The organism is Pseudomonas sp. 1 R 17, from assembly GCF_900067035.1.
Taxonomy (GTDB): domain Bacteria; phylum Pseudomonadota; class Gammaproteobacteria; order Pseudomonadales; family Pseudomonadaceae; genus Aquipseudomonas; species Aquipseudomonas marginalis.
The window spans coordinates 1-17,498 of sequence record NZ_FKLB01000043.1 but is presented as its reverse complement, the minus strand read 5'-3'; the positions used below and the strand labels follow the sequence as shown (position 1 = coordinate 17,498).

Annotated in this window: 17 protein-coding genes and 1 pseudogene; 11 read left to right on the top strand and 7 right to left on the bottom strand. The window is 63.7% G+C overall.

The window, feature by feature from the left end; translation table 11 throughout:
- The first annotated feature begins 4 nt into the window (after positions 1-4).
- From BFP99_RS15595 to BFP99_RS15580, 4 genes are read left to right on the top strand one after another with little or no spacing between them, the layout of a single operon-like run.
- Positions 5-325: a MocE family 2Fe-2S type ferredoxin gene (locus tag BFP99_RS15595; RefSeq protein ID WP_027607575.1), complete on the top strand. Its 321-nt coding sequence runs from the start codon at positions 5-7 to the stop codon at positions 323-325.
- 2 nt (positions 326-327) lie between these two features.
- Entirely contained in the window at positions 328-1,527 is a 1,200-nt protein-coding gene (locus BFP99_RS15590; protein ID WP_065947651.1) for an NAD(P)/FAD-dependent oxidoreductase, read from the top strand.
- 1 nt (position 1,528) lies between these two features.
- Positions 1,529-2,347: a sugar phosphate isomerase/epimerase family protein gene (locus BFP99_RS15585; RefSeq protein WP_065926237.1), complete on the top strand. Its 819-nt coding sequence runs from the start codon at positions 1,529-1,531 to the stop codon at positions 2,345-2,347.
- A gap of 49 nt (positions 2,348-2,396) precedes the next feature.
- Positions 2,397-3,359 (top strand): Dyp-type peroxidase, encoded by a 963-nt coding sequence (locus BFP99_RS15580; RefSeq protein ID WP_065926238.1) that lies wholly within the window; start codon positions 2,397-2,399, stop codon positions 3,357-3,359.
- A gap of 382 nt (positions 3,360-3,741) precedes the next feature.
- Here BFP99_RS15580 and BFP99_RS15575 read toward each other — a convergent pair whose 3' ends face one another.
- A complete protein-coding gene (locus tag BFP99_RS15575; protein WP_065926239.1) occupies positions 3,742-4,614 on the bottom strand; it encodes an undecaprenyl-diphosphate phosphatase in 873 nt (290 codons plus the stop codon).
- A gap of 177 nt (positions 4,615-4,791) precedes the next feature.
- Between BFP99_RS15575 and BFP99_RS15570 the strand changes: the two genes are divergently transcribed.
- The gene (locus tag BFP99_RS15570) at positions 4,792-5,298 is read left to right on the top strand and encodes a GNAT family N-acetyltransferase (RefSeq protein ID WP_065947658.1); all 507 of its coding nucleotides are present in this window, start codon (positions 4,792-4,794) and stop codon (positions 5,296-5,298) included.
- Here BFP99_RS15570 and BFP99_RS15565 read toward each other — a convergent pair.
- Positions 5,276-6,220, bottom strand: a complete 945-nt coding sequence (locus BFP99_RS15565) for a GlxA family transcriptional regulator (protein ID WP_065926240.1) — start codon at positions 6,218-6,220, stop codon at positions 5,276-5,278. The two genes, BFP99_RS15570 and BFP99_RS15565, sit on opposite strands and share 23 nt — an antisense overlap.
- 173 nt (positions 6,221-6,393) lie before the next feature.
- On the opposite strand from BFP99_RS15565, the pseudogene BFP99_RS15560 reads away from it, so the two are divergent.
- From BFP99_RS15560 to BFP99_RS15550, 3 genes and pseudogenes are all read left to right on the top strand, one after another.
- A pseudogene (locus tag BFP99_RS15560) lies at positions 6,394-7,021 on the top strand (TetR/AcrR family transcriptional regulator).
- Complete coding sequence (locus BFP99_RS15555) at positions 7,018-7,695, top strand: type 1 glutamine amidotransferase domain-containing protein (protein WP_065947649.1); 678 nt, start codon at positions 7,018-7,020, stop codon at positions 7,693-7,695. The pseudogene BFP99_RS15560 and the gene BFP99_RS15555 overlap by 4 nt, the downstream one beginning before the upstream one ends.
- A gap of 78 nt (positions 7,696-7,773) precedes the next feature.
- Entirely contained in the window at positions 7,774-8,898 is a 1,125-nt protein-coding gene (locus BFP99_RS15550) for an alkene reductase (protein ID WP_065947648.1), read from the top strand.
- A 259-nt stretch (positions 8,899-9,157) separates the two neighbouring features.
- Here the strand turns inward: BFP99_RS15550 and BFP99_RS15545 are convergent, their stop codons facing one another.
- On the bottom strand, positions 9,158-10,156 hold the full coding sequence (locus tag BFP99_RS15545) for an NAD(P)H-quinone oxidoreductase (RefSeq protein WP_065947647.1): 999 nt from the start codon (positions 10,154-10,156) through the stop codon (positions 9,158-9,160).
- On the bottom strand, positions 10,153-11,385 hold the full coding sequence (locus BFP99_RS15540) for a YbfB/YjiJ family MFS transporter (RefSeq protein WP_065947646.1): 1,233 nt from the start codon (positions 11,383-11,385) through the stop codon (positions 10,153-10,155). The genes BFP99_RS15545 and BFP99_RS15540 overlap by 4 nt, the downstream gene beginning before the upstream one ends.
- 112 nt (positions 11,386-11,497) lie before the next feature.
- Here BFP99_RS15540 and BFP99_RS15535 point away from each other — a divergent pair, with 112 nt between their 5' ends.
- On the top strand, positions 11,498-12,373 hold the full coding sequence (locus tag BFP99_RS15535) for a LysR family transcriptional regulator (RefSeq protein WP_065926246.1): 876 nt from the start codon (positions 11,498-11,500) through the stop codon (positions 12,371-12,373).
- Between the two features lie 79 nt (positions 12,374-12,452).
- Positions 12,453-12,839 carry a DoxX family protein gene (locus BFP99_RS15530; RefSeq protein WP_065926247.1) on the top strand — a complete coding sequence of 129 codons (387 nt, stop codon included), beginning with the start codon at positions 12,453-12,455 and terminating at the stop codon, positions 12,837-12,839.
- Positions 12,840-12,982: 143 nt separating this feature from the next.
- On the opposite strand, the gene BFP99_RS15525 is transcribed toward BFP99_RS15530, so the two are convergent.
- The 3 genes from BFP99_RS15525 to BFP99_RS15515 form a co-directional block, all read right to left on the bottom strand.
- Positions 12,983-13,801, bottom strand: a complete 819-nt coding sequence (locus BFP99_RS15525; protein WP_027607561.1) for an alpha/beta fold hydrolase — start codon at positions 13,799-13,801, stop codon at positions 12,983-12,985.
- 89 nt (positions 13,802-13,890) lie between these two features.
- The gene (locus BFP99_RS15520; RefSeq protein WP_065926248.1) at positions 13,891-15,282 is read right to left on the bottom strand and encodes an alginate export family protein; all 1,392 of its coding nucleotides are present in this window, start codon (positions 15,280-15,282) and stop codon (positions 13,891-13,893) included.
- Positions 15,279-16,175 carry a VOC family protein gene (locus BFP99_RS15515; RefSeq protein WP_065926249.1) on the bottom strand — a complete coding sequence of 299 codons (897 nt, stop codon included), beginning with the start codon at positions 16,173-16,175 and terminating at the stop codon, positions 15,279-15,281. Before BFP99_RS15515 ends, BFP99_RS15520 begins: the two co-directional genes overlap by 4 nt.
- Before the next feature lie 147 nt (positions 16,176-16,322).
- Between BFP99_RS15515 and BFP99_RS15510 the strand changes: the two genes are divergently transcribed.
- A complete protein-coding gene (locus tag BFP99_RS15510) occupies positions 16,323-17,390 on the top strand; it encodes an NAD(P)-dependent alcohol dehydrogenase (RefSeq protein ID WP_065926250.1) in 1,068 nt (355 codons plus the stop codon).
- Positions 17,391-17,498: the final 108 nt, after the last annotated feature.

Here is a 17,498-nt window from a genome sequence, read left to right as displayed (position 1 = left end):
CGCCATGAACGATCAATGGATCGACGTCTGCGCCGTGGGCGAAATAGACGCGGAAGACGTGCTGCGCTTCGACCACGGGGCGCACACCTACGCGGTATTCCGCTCGGCGGACAATGAGTTTTTCGCCACCGCCGGCCTGTGTACCCACGAGAAAATCCACCTCGCCGACGGCTTGGTGATGGACCATGTGATCGAGTGCCCCAAGCACAACGGGCGCTTCGATTACCGCTCGGGCAAGGCCCTGGGCGCGCCGGTGTGCGTCAACCTCAAGACCTACCCGGTACGGGTCGAAGCGGGGCGGGTTTTGCTCGCCGTCACGGCTTGATGATGGACGCCGCCCTGATCATCGTCGGCGCCGGCCATGCCGGTGGCCGCGCGGCACTGACCCTGCGTGAAGAAGGCTACAGCGGACGCCTGATCCTGATCGGCGACGAGCCGCACGTGCCCTACGAGCGGCCGCCCCTGTCCAAGGGCCTGTTGCAAGGCAACATGGACCTGGCCGGCTGCAGCCTGTGCGACAGCGCCCGGCTCGCCGAGTTGGGCATCGAACATATCGCCGGTAACCCGGTCAGCCAATTGGACCCGCCGCAACACCGCCTGCAATTGGCCGACGGCCAGTGGTTGAGCTACTCCGGGCTGTTGCTGGCCACTGGCGGCAGGGCGCGACGCTTGCCCCAGGCGCAGGCCAACGTGCTGTACCTGCGCACCCACGATGAAGCGCTGGCGCTGAAATCCGCGTTGCGGCCCGGCGCGCGGCTGGTGATTGTCGGCGGCGGGTTTATCGGCCTGGAAGTCGCGGCGACCGCTCGTGGCCTGGGCTGTGAGGTGACGGTGCTCGAAGCCGGGCCGCGCTTGGCGGGCCGGGTGCTGGCGCCGGTCATCTCCGAAGCGCTGCTGCAGGTGCATCGGCAACAGGGTGTCGACGTACGCTTGAATGTGGCGTTGGAGTCGATCCATGCAGAGGCGGTGCAACTGGTGGACGGGCAGTTACTGCCCTGCGACCTGGTGGTGGTCGGCATCGGCATGCAACCGAATATCGAGCTGGCCGTGGCGGCGGGGCTGGAGGTGGGGCAGGGCATTCGCGTCGACGCGCACCTGCGCACCAGCGCGCCGGACATCTACGCGGCAGGTGACGTGTGCGAGTTTCGCCTCGGCGGTGAGTACCAGCGCCAGGAAACCTGGCGCAATGCCGAGGCCCAAGGGCGGCATGCGGCGCTGAACATGCTCGGGCGTGATGAGCCGTTCGAAGCGCTGCCCGGCTTCTGGTCCGACCAGTACGACTGGGGCTTGCAGACCGTGGGCGTGATCACGCCGCTGACCGTCAGCCGTGCCTTGCCGGGCGCGGGCCTGTTGCTGTTCTACCTCGACGCCGACCAGCGCTTGCAAGGCGCCTGCGGCTGGAGCCCCGGCAACAGCGTGGCCAAGGACATCAAGCTGTGCGAACGCCTGATCAACGCGCGCATCGCCCTGAACGCGGCCAGCCTGGCCGACCCCAACGTGTCCCTCAAACACCTGCTGCGAGGCTGATATGCGCCAATTCCTGGTATTCCAATCCCTCTGGGCGATGCACACCGAGCCCGGCCCCATGGAGGCCCAACTCGACCGCATCAAGGCCGCCGGTTTCGACGGCATTACCGATCACTACTGGCACGCCGCCGATGTCGCGCGCCTGCACGCCGCCGCCACGGCGCGGGGCCTGCAGATCGAAGGCCAGTTGTTCCCGCAAAGCGTCGACGACCTGGCGGCGGCACTGGATGTGATCAGCCGCCACGGCTGCCACCACCTCACCCTGCAAGCCGATGTGCGCCCGCGCACCCAAACCGAGGCCGCCCGTTTGATCGAAGGCTGGCAACGCCTGGCCGAGCAGGTGGACTTTCCGGTGCTGCTGGAAACCCACCGCTATCGCCTGACCAACGACCTGCTGTTCACCCTCGACCTGCTGGCGCAGATGCCCGATTTGAAGCTGCTGGCCGACCTGTCTCACTACGTGGTCGGCCGCGAGTTGCCCGAGCCCGGCGCCGCCGAAGACGATGAGCAGATTCGCACGATCCTGCGCCACAGCTGGGGCTTTCATGGCCGTGTGGCCAGCAGCGAACAGGTGCAGGTGTCGCTGGCGTTCCCCCAGCACCAGGCCTGGGTGCAGCGCTTTACCCAGTGGTGGCGCTACGGGATCGAGGACTGGCTGGCCCGCCCCGAGACCCCGCACAGCCTGTCCTTCACCTGCGAACTGGGCCCGCCGCCCTATGCCATCACCGGCGCCGATGGGCGTGAAATCAGTGACCGCTGGGCCGAGGCGTTGCAGCTCAAGGCCTTGATTCGCGACGTGTGGCAGGCGTGTCGGAAATGATCTGCTAACCTGCGCGGGTTCACTCCCGCCCTTAGCCTGGATTTGCCCCATGCCGACTTCCTCCGTTCAGCCGCCTCTTGAACCGCAGTCCGTCTGCCACCCGATCACCAGCAGCGCGATCTTTATGGTCGCCACCATCGCCCCCGGCAGTGAAGACAGCGTGCGCGCCTGGTGCGCAGACATCGCCGGGCTGGTGCGTTCGGTGGGCAAGCGCGTGCCGGCGGGCAACCTCACCTGCGTCTGCGGCTTTGGCTCGCAGGCCTGGGACCGTTTGTTCGGCGCACCGCGCCCGGCGGCGTTGCACCCGTTTCGGGAGTTCGGTGTAGAAGGGCGCATGGCGGTGTCGACGCCCGGCGACATCCTCCTGCATATCCGCGCCGAGCAGATGGACCTGTGCTTTGAACTCGCTACCCAGCTGATGACAGCGTTGGGCGATAGCGTGAAGGTGGTGGATGAAGTCCAGGGTTTCCGCTACTTCGACATGCGCAGCATCATTGGCTTTGTCGACGGCACCGAGAACCCGGTGGGGCGCAAGGCCGTGGGTTTCACTATCGTTGGCGACGAAGATCCCGGATTCGAAGGCGGCAGCTACGTGCTGGTGCAGAAATACCTGCACAACATGACCGCCTGGAACGGCCTGACGGTGGAAGCCCAGGAGAAGGTGATCGGGCGTACCAAACTGTCGGATATCGAGTTAGGCGAAGACGCCAAGCCGAGCAATGCCCATAGCGCCCTGACCGTGATCACCGACGAGAACGGCGAAGAAGTGAAAATCCTGCGCGACAACATGCCCTTCGGCCGCCCAGGGGCCGGGGAGTTCGGCACCTACTTCATCGGCTACGCACGCTCGCCGCAGCCGCTGGAGCAGATGCTGGAAAACATGTTCGTCGGCCGCCCGGCAGGCAACTACGACCGCTTGCTCGACTTCAGCACGGCGGTCACCGGCGGGTTGTTTTTCGTGCCATCGGCCGACCTGCTCGAAGCACTGGCAGAGCGTACGGGCGGGCTGTAAAGCAAAGCAGTTCAAATGGGGGGGCGTACACCAGCCCGACCATGCTCAGGAGCAACCACAGACGGTGGTGCGGCCTGAGGTGTAAGGCCGCCTGGCACGGTCAAAACTGTGGGAGGGGGCTTGCTCCCGATAGCATTGGGTCCGTTAAAGTTGCATCAACTGACACGCCCTCATCGGGGCATAGGTATCTACACAACTTCCAGTGAATACGGAATCTGTGGCAATTAGGCTTCTGTGGTGAGCGGGCGGTGCGACGATTCGACAAGCCCGCTCACCACAGAGTTATGTGTCAGCCTTTATAGAGTTGTGTAGATACCCATGCTCATCGGGGGCAAGCCCCCTCCCACATGAGATTGATGCCGGGTTGAGACGGGGTGTTATATCAACCCAGCAGCCCGGTACTGACGGCCACAATCAGGAACACCCCCAGCAGCGCGCGATAGATCACAAACGGCCAGGTGGAGAACCGTTCGAGGAACTTCATCAGGCCCCAGATCGCGAAGAACGCCGAGACGCTGGCCACCACCAGCCCGAACAGCAAATGCGGCCAGGCATGGGCGGGCATATCGGCATGCACCAGCACCCACAACTCCTTCAAGCCGGCGAGGGCGATGGCGGGCAGGCCCAGCAGGAAGGAAAAGCGCGCGGCTTCTTCGCGTTTGAAGTTGAGGAACAGGGCCGCGGTGAGGGTCGAGCCGGAACGCGATACGCCGGGAATCAACGCGCCGATCTGCGCGACCCCGACAATCAGCGCATCGCGCAGGCGCATCTGGCTGACCTCGCGGGTATGCCGGGCACGCAGCTCGGCCGCCGCCAGCAGCACCGCCATTACCACGCAGGAAATACCGATCACCCGCAGCCCGCGCAACGGCGAATTGCAGGCGTTCAGGGTCGACGACAAGGCCAGCCCGGCAATTCCGATCGGAATGGTCGCCAACACAATCGCCACGGCCAGCTTGAACCATGGATCGTTGTAGTCGCCCCGGCGCACCGCGTCGATGCTGCCCGTGGTCACTTGGCGCACATCGCGCCAGAAGTAACTGACCACCGCCGCCAGTGCCGCCAGCTGCATGGCTGCCGAAAACGCCGAACCGGGGTCTTGCCAGCCGAGCAGGGCGGGCACTACACGCATATGGGCGGTGGAGGAGACCGGCAACAATTCGGTAATGCCCTGGATCACGCCCAGGATAAAGATCTGCAGGTAATCCAGGGAGGCGAAGCCCACATCCAGGCCGGCAGTACAGACGTTGGTCAAAGTGCGTGTCCTTGAAAAAGTGGCGAGCCGGCGGAGTTTATTCGAAATGTTTCAGCGCTTCGGCAGGGCTCGTCGCTATTTGCAATCGGTTCAGCAAGTAGAAAGGTTCGCGGCACTATTGGACTGCACCGAGGTTTTGTGAACAATGGCGCCCTGCGTTTTTTGACCGAGAGCCCCATGCCTGAAACCACCGTGGAATTGATCCAGACCGGCCCCGAAGAAGCCGAGCTGATCCGCAATCTCTACCAGTACTACGCCTATGAATCGTCGGACTGGGAGCAGGAAGATGTCGAGGCGGACGGCCGTTTCTACATCCATGACCAGCACCTGAACCGCTACTGGCAAGACCCGCAGTGGAGCGCCAACCTGTTGCTGGTGGACGGCTATATCGCCGGCTTTCTGCTGATCGAAGGCAGCGAGTTGCCGGGCATCGACGCCCTGGAACTGGCCGACCTGTTTATCCTCAAGCGCTATCGCCGCAAAGGCATCGGCCGCGCCATCGCCACTCAGGTGCTGTGCAGTGGCGAGGCGGATTGGCTGGTGCGGTTTTATGACCAGGACGAAGTGTCCCAGGCGTTCTGGCGTACGGTGCTGGATAACCTGCCGCGCCCGGTGCAGGCCCTTGAGCTGGCGGATGATCCGCAGTTGATGAGTTACCTGGTTACGCGGGCGGTGTTGCATTAAAGGTGTGCTGCATCGCCTGGGGCGGTTGCCCGAACGCCCTTAGAAACGCCTGGCGCATGCGCTCGCGATCACCGAAGCCGGTTTCGCGGGCCACCACTTCCACCGGATGACGGCTGGTTTCCATCATTGCCCGTGCGGCTTCAACCCGCAGGGATTCGATGGCCTTGGCCGGCGTCTGCCCGGTTTCTTCGCGAAATACCCGGCTGAACTGGCGCGGGCTCAGCCGGGCCACCTCGGCCAGGGCGTCCACCGACAGGTCGTGGGTGAGGTTTTCGCGGGCGTAGGCCAGGGCCAGTTGCACACGGTCGGACTTGGGGTCCAGCTCCAACAGTGCAGACAACTGCGATTGCTCGCTGCCCCGGCGCTGGGCGATCACCAGCTTGCGCGCAATGCGCCGGGCGAGGTCGCTGCCCAGGTCGTTCTCCACCATGGCCAGCGCCATGTCCACCCCGGCACTCATGCCGGCGCCGGTCCATACCTGGCCGTCGACGATAAACAGCTTGTCTTCTTCCAGGCGGATGTCCGGATAGCGCTTGCGAAAGGCCGGCGCGTGGATCCAGTGGGTGGTGGTGCGCTTGCCGTCGAGCAAGCCGGCCTCGGCCAGCACGAAGATGCCCATGCACAGCGACGCGACACGCCGCGATTGAGCCGAGGCGGCCTTGACCAGTTCCAGCAGGTTGGCCTCGGGCAGGCGAAACTCCAGGTAACCGCTGACGATCAGCGTGTCATAGCCTTGGGGCCGCAGGGGCGAGGTGTTCACCGAGAAGCCCTGGGACGTCATCACCGCGCCGCCGCTTTCCGACACCAGGTGAAACTCATAGGCGGGCTCACCGCGCAGCAGGTTCGCGCACTCGAACACCGAGCCCAGGCTGAGGCTCAGGGATTGGAAGTTCGGGTAAACCATCAGCGCAACGCTGTGCATCGCATGTCTCCAGGGGCGTGGGAGGGTGGATTGTCGGCGGCTGCCGGGAAAACGGCAACCGACTTCGGGTCATGTCCGGAATCCTTGCGCATATGACATTGTGAGGGGTTGGCGCGGCCCCTAACATTCCCTCAACGAACTAGACGACTGGTCTAATCGGGACGGAGTGAAGCATGAGCAGCGAAACTAAAAGTGCACGGCAGACCATTCTCGACACGGCGCAGTTGATTGTTGGCCGTAAAGGATTCTCTGCGGTGGGCTTGAACGAAATACTTCAAGCCGCCCAGGTGCCTAAAGGTTCGTTCTATCACTACTTCAACTCCAAGGATGGCTTCGGTGTCGTGTTGCTCGACACCTACTTCGACAACTACGTGCATGGCATGCAGCAACTGTTCGACCAACCCGGTTTATCCCAGCACGCCAAGTTGATGCGTTATTGGCAGGCCTGGATCGACAACCAGACCGGCTGCACCGATGCGGGCAAATGCCTTGCCGTCAAACTGGGTGCGGAGGTGTCAGACCTTTCAGAGCCCATGCGCCTGGCGCTGGAACGTGGCACGTCGCGCACCATCGATCTACTCGCCATCGCCATACAGCGTGGCCTTGAGGACGGTTCCCTGGACGTCGACCAAGCCCCTGCAAGCCTGGCCCGGCGCCTGTACGCGCTGTGGCTGGGGACCAGCGTGATGAGCAAGATCACCCGTACATCCGCGCCTTTCGAGGAGGCGTTGCTGCTGACCCGACAGCTGTTGGGTTGCCCTGGACACACAGACATTCACTGATCGAGGCACTGGAAAATGAAAGTATTAATGGTACTGACCTCTCACGACCAGCTTGGCGACACCGGCCGCAAGACCGGCTTCTGGCTCGAAGAATTTGCCGCACCCTATTACGTGTTCAAGGACGCCGGCGCCGAACTGGTGCTGGCGTCCCCGGCCGGTGGCCAGCCGCCCCTGGACCCGGTGAGTGACGCGCCCGACGCGCAAACCGAGCAGACTCGCCGCTTTGCCGCCGACCCTGCCGCGCAACAGGCCCTGGCCAGCACGGTCAAGCTGGACACGGTCAACGCCGCCGACTTCGACACCGTGTTCTACCCAGGTGGCCACGGCCCGCTGTGGGACCTGGCAGAGTCACCGGTGTCCATCGCCCTGATCGAGTCCTTCGAGCGTGCCGGCAAGCCCATTGGTTTTGTCTGCCATGCACCGGGCGCCTTGCGTCACGTCAAGGCCGTCAATGGCGAGCCGCTGGTCAAGGGCCGTCGTGTCACCGGCTTCTCCAACTCGGAAGAAGCGGCGGTGGGCCTGACCGAGGTGGTGCCGTTCCTGATTGAAGATGATTTCAAGGCACTGGGCGGCAACTATCAGAAGGGCGCCGACTGGCAATCCTTCGTGCTCGAAGATGGTTTGCTGATCACTGGGCAGAACCCTGCCAGTTCCAGTGACGTGGCCAAGGCGCTGCTCAAACTCACCGCGTAAGTTAATTAACCCTTCCATTCATTGGCGACTTGCAACAGTCGCCAATGCGTTTGCTCGTCTCGAATTTGGAATACCCCAATGACTAACAGCATCTTAAGTACCCCGGTCAAACTGGGTCATCGCACCTTGAACAACCGTATCGTGCTGCCACCGTTGACACGCCAGCGCAGCGCCCAGCCCGGCGATATCGCCACCGACCTGATGGCCGAGTATTACCGCCAGCGCGCTACGGCCGGTTTCATGGTCAGCGAAGGTACGCAGATCGAACCCCGTGGCCAGGGTTATGCCTGGACGCCGGGCATCTACACCCCGGCGCAGATCGACGGCTGGCGCAAGGTCACCGACGCGGTGCATGCCGAAGGCGGGGTGATCTTTGCCCAGCTGTGGCATGTGGGCCGTGTGTCCCATAACGCCTTGCAGCCTGACGGCGCCGCACCGGTGGCACCGTCGGCGATTCAAGCCCAGCAAGCCAAGGCCTTTATCGAGACCGGGCCTGGCACGGGTGAATTGAAGCAACCGCCGGTGCCTCGCGCCTTGAGCGTGCTCGAGATTGAAGAATTGGTCGGGCACTACGCCCAGGCCGCACGCAATGCCCTGGACGCCGGGTTTGACGGCGTGGAAATTCATTCGGCCAACGGTTACCTGGTCAACCAGTTCATCTCGGCCCATTCCAACCAGCGCGACGATGAGTACGGTGGTTCGCTGCACAATCGCCTGCGCTTTTTGCGCGAGATCGTCGAAGCCGTCAGCAAGGTGGTCGGGCCGGAGCGCCTGGGCGTGCGGTTTTCGCCGTTGTTCAGCGGCACCGACCAGGACCGTGTGTACATCGGCCTGGTGGAAGAAGACCCGCATCACACCTACATCGAAGCGATCAAGGTGCTGGAACAGTCGGGCATCGCCTACGTGTCCATCGCCGAAGCGGACTGGGACAACGCCCCCGTGCTGCCCGACAGCTTCCGTGAAGCCGTGCGCAGCACCTTCAGCGGTCGCATTATCTACGCCGGTCGCTACACCGCTGAACGCGGCGCGAAACTGGTGGACGCCGGTCTGGCGGATTTGATTGCGTTCGGACGGCCGTTCATTGCCAACCCGGACCTGCCGCAACGGCTATTCAACGGCTGGCCGTTGAACCCGCTGCGGGAGGAGGGGATGTATGGTGGGGGTGAGGTTGGCTACATCGACTACCCCACCTATTCCGGGTAAGAACGCGGTCAATGTGGGAGGGGGCTTGCCCTGATGCCAGCCATTTAAGAAGGAACACTATAACTGTGGTGAGCGGGCTTTTTGTGGTGAGCGGGCTTGCCCCGCGCTGGGCCGCGAAGCGGCCCCAATAAGAGCGCTGCAGTGTGTCAGGCAGCTCCGGGGCTGTGTTTGGGGCTGCTGCGCAGCCCAGCGCGGGGCAAGCCCGCTCACTACAGGTTGCTGCTTGCGCCTCACACATTTGCTTTGTGTTGCCTGCTGGTTACTCCACCCGCAACACAATCTTGCCGATATGGTCCCCACCTTCCATCCGCGCATGGGCCTGGGCGGCGTCGGTGTATGCGTACACCTTGTCGATGATCGGCAGGCAACGCCCGGCCTCCAATGCCGGCCAGATGTACTCGCGCAACTGTTCGGCAATCGCGGCTTTTTCAGCCTTGCTGCGCGCACGCAACAGCGAGCCGGTAATCACCGCGCGCTTGCCGAGGATGCTCAACAGGTCGACGTCGTTGGCCTTGGCGCCGCCGAGGAAACCCAGCATCACCAGGTGGCCGTCCATGGCCAGGGCCTTGAGGTTGTTGTTCAGATACGAGCCGCCCATGATGTCGAGGATCACATCCACACCCTGGCCGTTGGTCTGTTGCGCGATGACCTCGGCAAAATCCTGCTCGCGATAATTGATCGGCTCGCCGCCCAGCTGGGCAATGGCCGCGCATTTGTCGGCGCTGCCGGCGGTGGCGAAGGCCTGGATGCCGAATTCGCGGCACAGCATCAGCGCGGTCGTACCGATGCCGCTGGTGCCGCCGTGGATCAGCACGCGCTGGCCGGTGTGGGCATCGCCGAGGCCGAACAGGTTGGCCCACACGGTGAAGAAGGTTTCCGGCACGGCGGCGGCTTGAATCCAGTCCATGCCTTCAGGAATCGGCAGCGCCTGGCTGGCGGGCACCGTGCAGAACTGCGCATAGCCGCCGCCATTGGTCAGGGCACAGACCTTATCGCCCACGGCGAATTCGCTCACGCCGTCGCCCAGCGCGGCCACTTCGCCTGCCACTTCCAGGCCAGGCAGCGGGTTCATGCCGGGTTTCATCGGGTACTTGCCGGCGCGTTGCAGGGCGTCGGGGCGATTGACACCGGCCGCATGCACGCGAATCAGGATCTCGCCGGGGCCCGCCACCGGTACATCTGCCCGGCGTGGTTGCAGCACCTCGGGGCCACCGGGGGTGGTGATTTCGATCAGGGTCATTTCTTTGGGAAGCGTCATTTCAGATTACCTGCAGCGATGAGCGTATGGATTGGGACCACGTCGGACGGCCGACGGTTCAGCAGGCGCATGCCCGGTTCCAGGGCCAGGGCGACCACTATCGCCCCCGCGGCGATCATGAACAACAGCGCATGCTGGCCTCCGCTGACGTTGAACAGGGCGGAATAGGCAAACCCCGAGAGCGCCTGGAAAGTCGCAAAGGACACCGTGGCACGGCTCCACGCGACCTGCTGCTGATGATGGTTGGGGAGCAGTTCGTGCACCCGCGCCAGCGCCAACGGCACGATGCCCGGCGGGAAAGAACCGAGGATCACCGCGAGCACCGCCAGGCCAGTCAACGAGCCGGCAAACGGCAACGCACCGACGGCAATCGCCTGCACCACCAGCACCACGCGGATGCTCAAGCGCGCCCCCAGTTTATCTGCGAGGAACCCGTAAGTGACCGGCCCGAGAATCGACCCCAGGCCGTACATCACCCAGATCATCGCGCCGATATGCGCCCCGGCCCCCAGGCCACGGGCCACGTAATCCACCAGGAACACCATCGCCGGTACCAGCCCCGCGGCCATAAAGGCGTATTGGGCGAACAGCAGGTACACGCCGGAAGGCGTTGCTACGGCCGCGCCGGATGGCGGCGCGTCTTCATGCAGCGTGCCCGCAGGCCAGGCGAACCAGCTGGCGGCGGTCAGCACCAGGGCCAACAGGCCGAGGCCGAACCAGGTCTGCTGCAAGCCCAGGCCCAGCAGCGGCGGCACAAGGGTGCCGGAGCCGGCGATGCCCAGGCCGATGCCGAGGAAGATCGCCCCACTGGCCAGACCCCGGCGTGCGGCCGGTACATGGGGCAACACGGTCGCCGCCACCAGCACCATGATTGCGCCACCGGCAATCCCCGACAGCAGGCGCCAAGCGAAGAACCACACCACCGACAGCGGGAAGCCACAGGCGAAGAACGCCAGGGTCACCGCAACCATCATGAGGCGCAGCGCGGTCCTGTTCGAGGTGCGCTGGGCGATGGGACGCCCGATCAGCGCGCCGATCAGGTAACCCACCAGGTTGGCGGCACCGAGGTACACCACGTCATTGGCGCTGAACCATTGGGCCTGGATCAGCGACGGAATCAATGGCGTATAGGCAAAACGTGCCAGGCCGATGCTGACCAGGCTGGCGCACAGGCCTGCGAAGATCGGCAGCCACACGGAGCGGCGGGGTGGGGCGTGAGTGTCGAGCATGATGGCGGTCCTGGGTATTTTTCTCTGGTGCCCAGCATATCCAGGTTTTTGGATGCAATAATGCAGCGAATACACGTCGCTGTGATGCAGATATGCAGCATAAGGAGGCAGCATGAATTGGGATGATGCACGGGTATTCCTGGCGGTCTGCCGCGAGTCGACGTTGCGCGGGGCCGCACGGGTATTGGGGGTCGACCAGGCCACAGTCGGGCGGCGGGTCAACGCCCTGGAAAAGTCCCTGGGTGCCACGCTGTTCCTGCGCACCTCCGAAGGCTACGCCCTGACCGCCGTCGGCGAGGCCGCCCTGTACTCGGTGGAAAAAATGGAACGCTCGGCCCTGGAGCTGGAGCGCCAGATCCAGGGCCTGGATGACCGCCTGACCGGCACCGTACGGGTCAGCACCACCGACTCCCTGGCCATCGACTTCCTGATCCCGGCGATTGCGCGCCTGCACGTCCAGCACCCGGACGTGCGCGTGCAGCTCGACGCGTCTACCCAGTTCCTGAGCCTGGCCAAACGCGAGACCGACATCGCCGTGCGCAACACCCGCCCGGACAGCCCCGACCTGATCGCCCGGCGTCTCGCGCGCTGGCCGGTGGGGTTGTTTGCGTCCCAGGCCTATATCGATCGCCAGGGTACGCCGGAGCCGGGCAGCCTGTTTGAAGGGCATGATCTTGTGGTCTATCAACCGTACCTGCAAACCCAGAAGGACATGACCCTGGTCTCGGAACCCCTGGGCCGTGGGCGCATCGTCGCCGCCCTGAGTTCCAGCCTGTTGGTGCGCCGCTCTATCGCCGCCGGGATCGGCATCGGCGAAATCCCGATCCTCACCGGCGAGCGCGACGGGCTGGTACGCCTGTGGCCGGAGCGCGCGCGGCCGTTGCCTTACGACGTCTGGCTGGTGACCCACGCCGACCTGCGCCACACCGCACGGGTGCGGGCGGTGATCGATGAAATCGTCGCGGGGTTTGCCGGAACGGGGGATTAGTCAGCACAGGCTTGCAAGCATGCGTACCGCGCCGTGGACACAATCGACGTCGATAACCTGTCAACCCACCGGAGCGCATATGAACGAATCAAGACACCAGGACCTGGGGCTGTTGTTTCTGCGAGGCAGCGGGGCGCTGTTCCTGCTGTGGGTGCATGGCCTGCCCAAGTTGCTCAACTACAGCGAGCAGTTGAAGCAGATCGAAGACCCGTTTCACCTAGGCGCCCATGTCACCTTGCTGCTGGCGATTTTCGCCGAAGTGCTGTGCCCGCTGCTGATCATCGCCGGGGTGCTGGTGCGCCTGGCGTGCCTGCCGATTCTGGCGGTGCTGGTGATTGCTATGGTGGTGGTGCATCCGGAGTGGACGCTGCTGGAAGGGCAATTCGGCTGGCTGCTGTTGATCATGTTCACCAGCATCCTGATTGCCGGACCAGGGCGCCTGGCACTGGAAAAAAAGGCCGGGTAAACCAACTCCTGTAGGAGCGAGCTTGCTCGCGAAGAACTCGATAGCGACGCGTCAAATCTGATTTACTGCGTCATCGTTGACGATCTTCGCGAGCAAGCTCGCTCCTACAGGGGAGTGGCGTGCCGGCCAAAGGAGCGGGTGTTTCAGCGATTCAGGAACGCCAGCAGGTCTTCGTTCAGGGCCTGAGCGTGGGTCACGGCAAAACCGTGGGGCGCATCCTTGTACACCTTCAGCTCGGCGCCCTTGATCATCTCGGCTGCAACCTTGCCGGTGGTCTCGAACGGCACGATCTGGTCGCCGTCACCGTGGATCACCAGGGTCGGCACGTCGATCCTGGCCATGTCCGGGCGGAAGTCGGTCTCGGAAAAGGCGGTGACGCAATCCACGGTCGACTTGAGGGACGCCAGCATGGCGATCTGGAGGGTCTGGGTCAGCGTACCTTCGGAAACGACCTGGCCCTTGTTGATGCCGAAGAACGGCGTGTTGAAGTCAGCGATGAACTGCGCACGGTCTTTCAGCAACCCGGCCTTTATGCCGTCGAACACTTCGGTCGGCACGCCCTGGGGGTAATCGGGCTTCTGGCCGAAGATCGGCGTCACTGCGCCCAACAGCACCAGGCCGGCCACGCGTGCACTGCCGTGGCGTGCGATGTAGCGGGCCACGTCGCCGCCGCCCATGGAGAAGCCCACCAGGGTCACGTCCTTGAGGTCCAGGTGTTCGATCAGCTGCGCGATGTCGTCGGCGAAGGTGTCGTAGTCGTTGCCGGTCCACGGCTGGTCCGAGCGGCCAAAGCCACGGCGGTCGAACGCGATGGTGCGAAAGCCACGGCTGCTGAGGTATTCCATCTGGTATTCCCACATGTCGGCATCCAGCGGCCAGCCGTGGCTGAACAGCACGGGCTTACCGCTGCCCCAATCCTTGAAGTAGATCTGGGTACCGTCTTTGGCAACGAATGTGCTCATGGAAAACTCCTTGATTGAGGGACTGAAAAACCAGCCTCACTATTGCCCGAAACCGGGCCGGGGGCTTGTACGGGTGTGCTTGCCTGGGGTCACCAACTGAACTTGAGCTCGACCCCCAGGTAATTGCTGTCATCGCCGCCGGCATCGCGCAAGGTGCGGCCCACGGCGTAGTGCACCGCTTCAACCGCGCCGGTGAGGTTCGGCGTAAACACATAGTCGGTACGCAGCTGACCATAGGCACCGGTCCAGCGTTCACCCTGGCCTGCGGTTCCGGCGACGGGCAGGTTCGGCTGGGTGTACACCGCGTCGCTGGTGGTCTGGCGCCACAGCAGGCCGACGGCGGTCTGCACGCTGAGCTTGTCGATGGGCTTGACGGTGATCGACGGTTTGACGTGAATCAGGTTGCTGTAGCCCGTATAGCCGGCCAGGGAAAAATAGTAGCCGTTGGGGAACAGCGGGTTGAACGTGCCGACGGTGCCGTCACCGGTCTTGCGGTCGCCCGAGGCAATGTCCAGTTGCAGGCCGATGCGCGGCTTCCACGCCAGGCTCTCGAAGGTGTACCCCGTGCGGCTGCCCCCGGCCCAGGCGCGAATATCCTTGCTGCCCACCGAGCCGCTTTGCAGCATGGCTTCGATGTCCCAGTCGAACCCCAGGGCCGCACCGCCCAGGCGTGCGTCGAACAGGTGGCGGGTTTCATCGCCGTCCGCGTCGAGGTAATGCGCGGCACTGCGTTCGTACACGCCGTAGTAGGCCGACAGCTCATTCTTGCCGCCCACCAGCCGCTCGACCCGCAGCATGTGGAAGCGCGCGTCACGGTTGGATGTGTCGTCGAAGTGCCGCTCGTCCTGATACTGCACCGGCTGGCTGGCGATCCCGATAAAGCGCCAGTTGGACGTTTCCCAATCGGCCCACAGCGCATCGAAGGATTGCCGCACATTCGGGCCATCCCGCGATGAGATGAAACGCTGCAAGTCGAAGGCGAAGTCCTGGCGCCCGACACGGGCCTTGAGCGTGCCGCTGCCGAAGGCATTGACGTATTCGGCAAAGGCCAGGCGCAGATCGACGCGGTTCTGGTCGGCGCCGCCGACCGTGGTCTTGTCGTAGGCGCGTACGTCTTCCAGTTGGGTGAAGAGCCGCCAGTATTCGTTCAAGTGCAGGTCGGCGTGCACCTGGAAGCGCTGGATCAGGTAGCGATCTCGCTTCACGTCCTTCACCCCAAAACCACTGGCATCGTTCATCTCGAAGCGCTCACGCAGTGTCGCCCCCAATGACAAATAGGTGAACGGGTTGGCGCTGGACAGCGGGATGTACTTCAAGCTGTCCAGCGGTTGCGTGCGTAACGCCGGGTCACGCAGCACCGACCAGTCCTCCTGCCAGCGATTGGTCTTGATGGCCGGTCGTGTCGGTTGCTCGTCGGCGTGGGCGCTGCCGAGCAGCAGCGGCCACAGCACGGCCAGGCCCCAGCCTGTGCGGCGAATCATTTTGCGGCGTGGAGCTGGTGAATTTCCGCGACGTAGCCGCCGGGGAATTCCACCACGGCGCTGCGCCGGCCCTTGCTGTCAAAGGCCGGCACCAAGACCTTGGCGCCGGAACCGGTGGCCTTGCCCAGCGTGGCCGTCAGGTCAGGCACTTGGTAACCGGTGGTCTCGTGGCCGAAGGGGTAGGGCAGGTGGCCGTTGGTGACCAGCACCGCCATGCGCCCGAATGGCGACTCGATATCGACGCGACGGTAAGTGCCAGTGGCCTGACCCACATCGACGCCAGGCGCGTGTTTGTCATCGGCCAGGACCTTGCCGTGGGAGAAACCCAGAAACGCTTTGATAAAGGCGTCAGCGCGATCGGTGGACAGGTACACGCGGTTTTCCGGCACGGTCTGGAACGCCGCGTAGTCCGGGGTCTTGGTGTGCCAGTAGAGCTGCATGTTCACGCCACCCGGCCATTGCACCACGGCGTCACGCCCGATCGGGTCCGGGAAGTCGCTGACGATAACGGCGGCGCCGTTTTCCCGCGCGGCGTTGAGCGCCGCGTCCATGTCCTTGACCAGGTAGCCGTTGCGTTCCTGGCCGAAGGGGTGCGGGATGGGTGTGGTGAAACCGAACAGCGACACCGTGCCCGCCGGCGTCTGCAGCAGTTGCGAGGTGGTGCTGCTCGGCACCGGCAGCACGTTCACCACCACCTGGGGCGTGCTCTTGCCGCCAAAGGTGGCGAGGAAACTCTGGGCGAAACGCTCCACATCCGCCGGGGCCACATACACGTGGCTGGTGTCGTATTGCGGCGCCACGGCCACGCTCGGGGTTGCCGCGAAGGCATTGCCCATCATTGCGCTCGCCAGCAGCGTCAATGCCACAGATACCTTGATTGCTTTGCTGCCCATGCCCACTCTCCAGCACTTCTACGGGATTGAAAGCCGTGAGGTTAGGGGCAGGGACGCGATGGAAATTGTACAAACGTGCTCGGTTGAACGGTTCAGCGTCTATGCTGGTCCACTGACCTCTACCGTCAGATCACACAGGTGAACGAAATGGCCAAGACCTACAGCTACGCCGCCCGGAACGCCACGGATGCCCTCAAGCCCTTTACCTTCGAGCGCCGCGCGCCGGGGGCGGACGACGTACAGATCGACATCCTCTACTGCGGCGTGTGCCACTCCGATTTGCACACCGCGCGTAACGAGTGGAACAACACCCTGTACCCGTCGGTACCCGGCCACGAAATCGTCGGCCGCGTGACGGCGGTGGGGGGCAATGTGAGCAAATTCAAGGTCGGCGACCTCGCCGGTGTCGGCTGCATGGTCGACAGCTGCCAGCACTGCGCTTCCTGTGCCGAAGGCGAGGAGCAATACTGCGAGAGCGGTTTTACCGGCACCTACAACGGCCCGGTATTCGGCGGTGAAAATACCTTTGGCGGCTATTCGGACAGCATCGTGGTCAAGGAGAAGTTCGTGCTGCGCATCTCCCACGACGATTCCAACCTGGCCGCCGTCGCGCCCTTGCTGTGTGCGGGCATCACCACCTATTCGCCGCTGCACCACTGGAAGGTCGGGCCCGGCAAGAAGGTCGGTGTGGTGGGCCTGGGCGGCCTGGGGCACATGGCGGTGAAGATCGCCCATGCCATGGGCGCCCATGTCACGCTGTTCACCACCTCGCCCAACAAGCGCGAAGACGGCCTGCGCCTGGGCGCCGACCAGGTGGTGGTATCGAAGAACCCGGACGAAATGGCCAAGGTCGCCAACAGCCTGGACTTCATCCTCAACACCGTCGCCGCGCCGCATAACCTCGATGCGTTCCTCAACCTGCTCAAGCGCGACGGCACCATGACCCTGGTCGGCGCCCCGGACAGCCCGCACCCGTCGCCAACCGTATTCAACCTGATCTTCAAGCGCCGCAGCCTGGCCGGCTCGCTGATCGGCGGGATCCAGGAGACCCAGGACATGCTCGACTTCTGCGCCAGGCACGGGATTGTCTCGGACGTGGAGATGATCGACATCCAGGGCATCAACGAGGCGTATGAGCGCATGCTCAAGGGCGATGTGAAGTACCGGTTCGTGATCGATATGGACAGCTTGAAAAAGGAAAGCCACGCGGCTTGAAAACTGCTCCGGGAAACACTGGGGGCAATGTAGGAGGGGGGCTTGCCCTGATGCCAGTCAGTTAAGGAGGAACACTGTAACTGTGGTGGTGGTGGTGGTGGTGGTGGT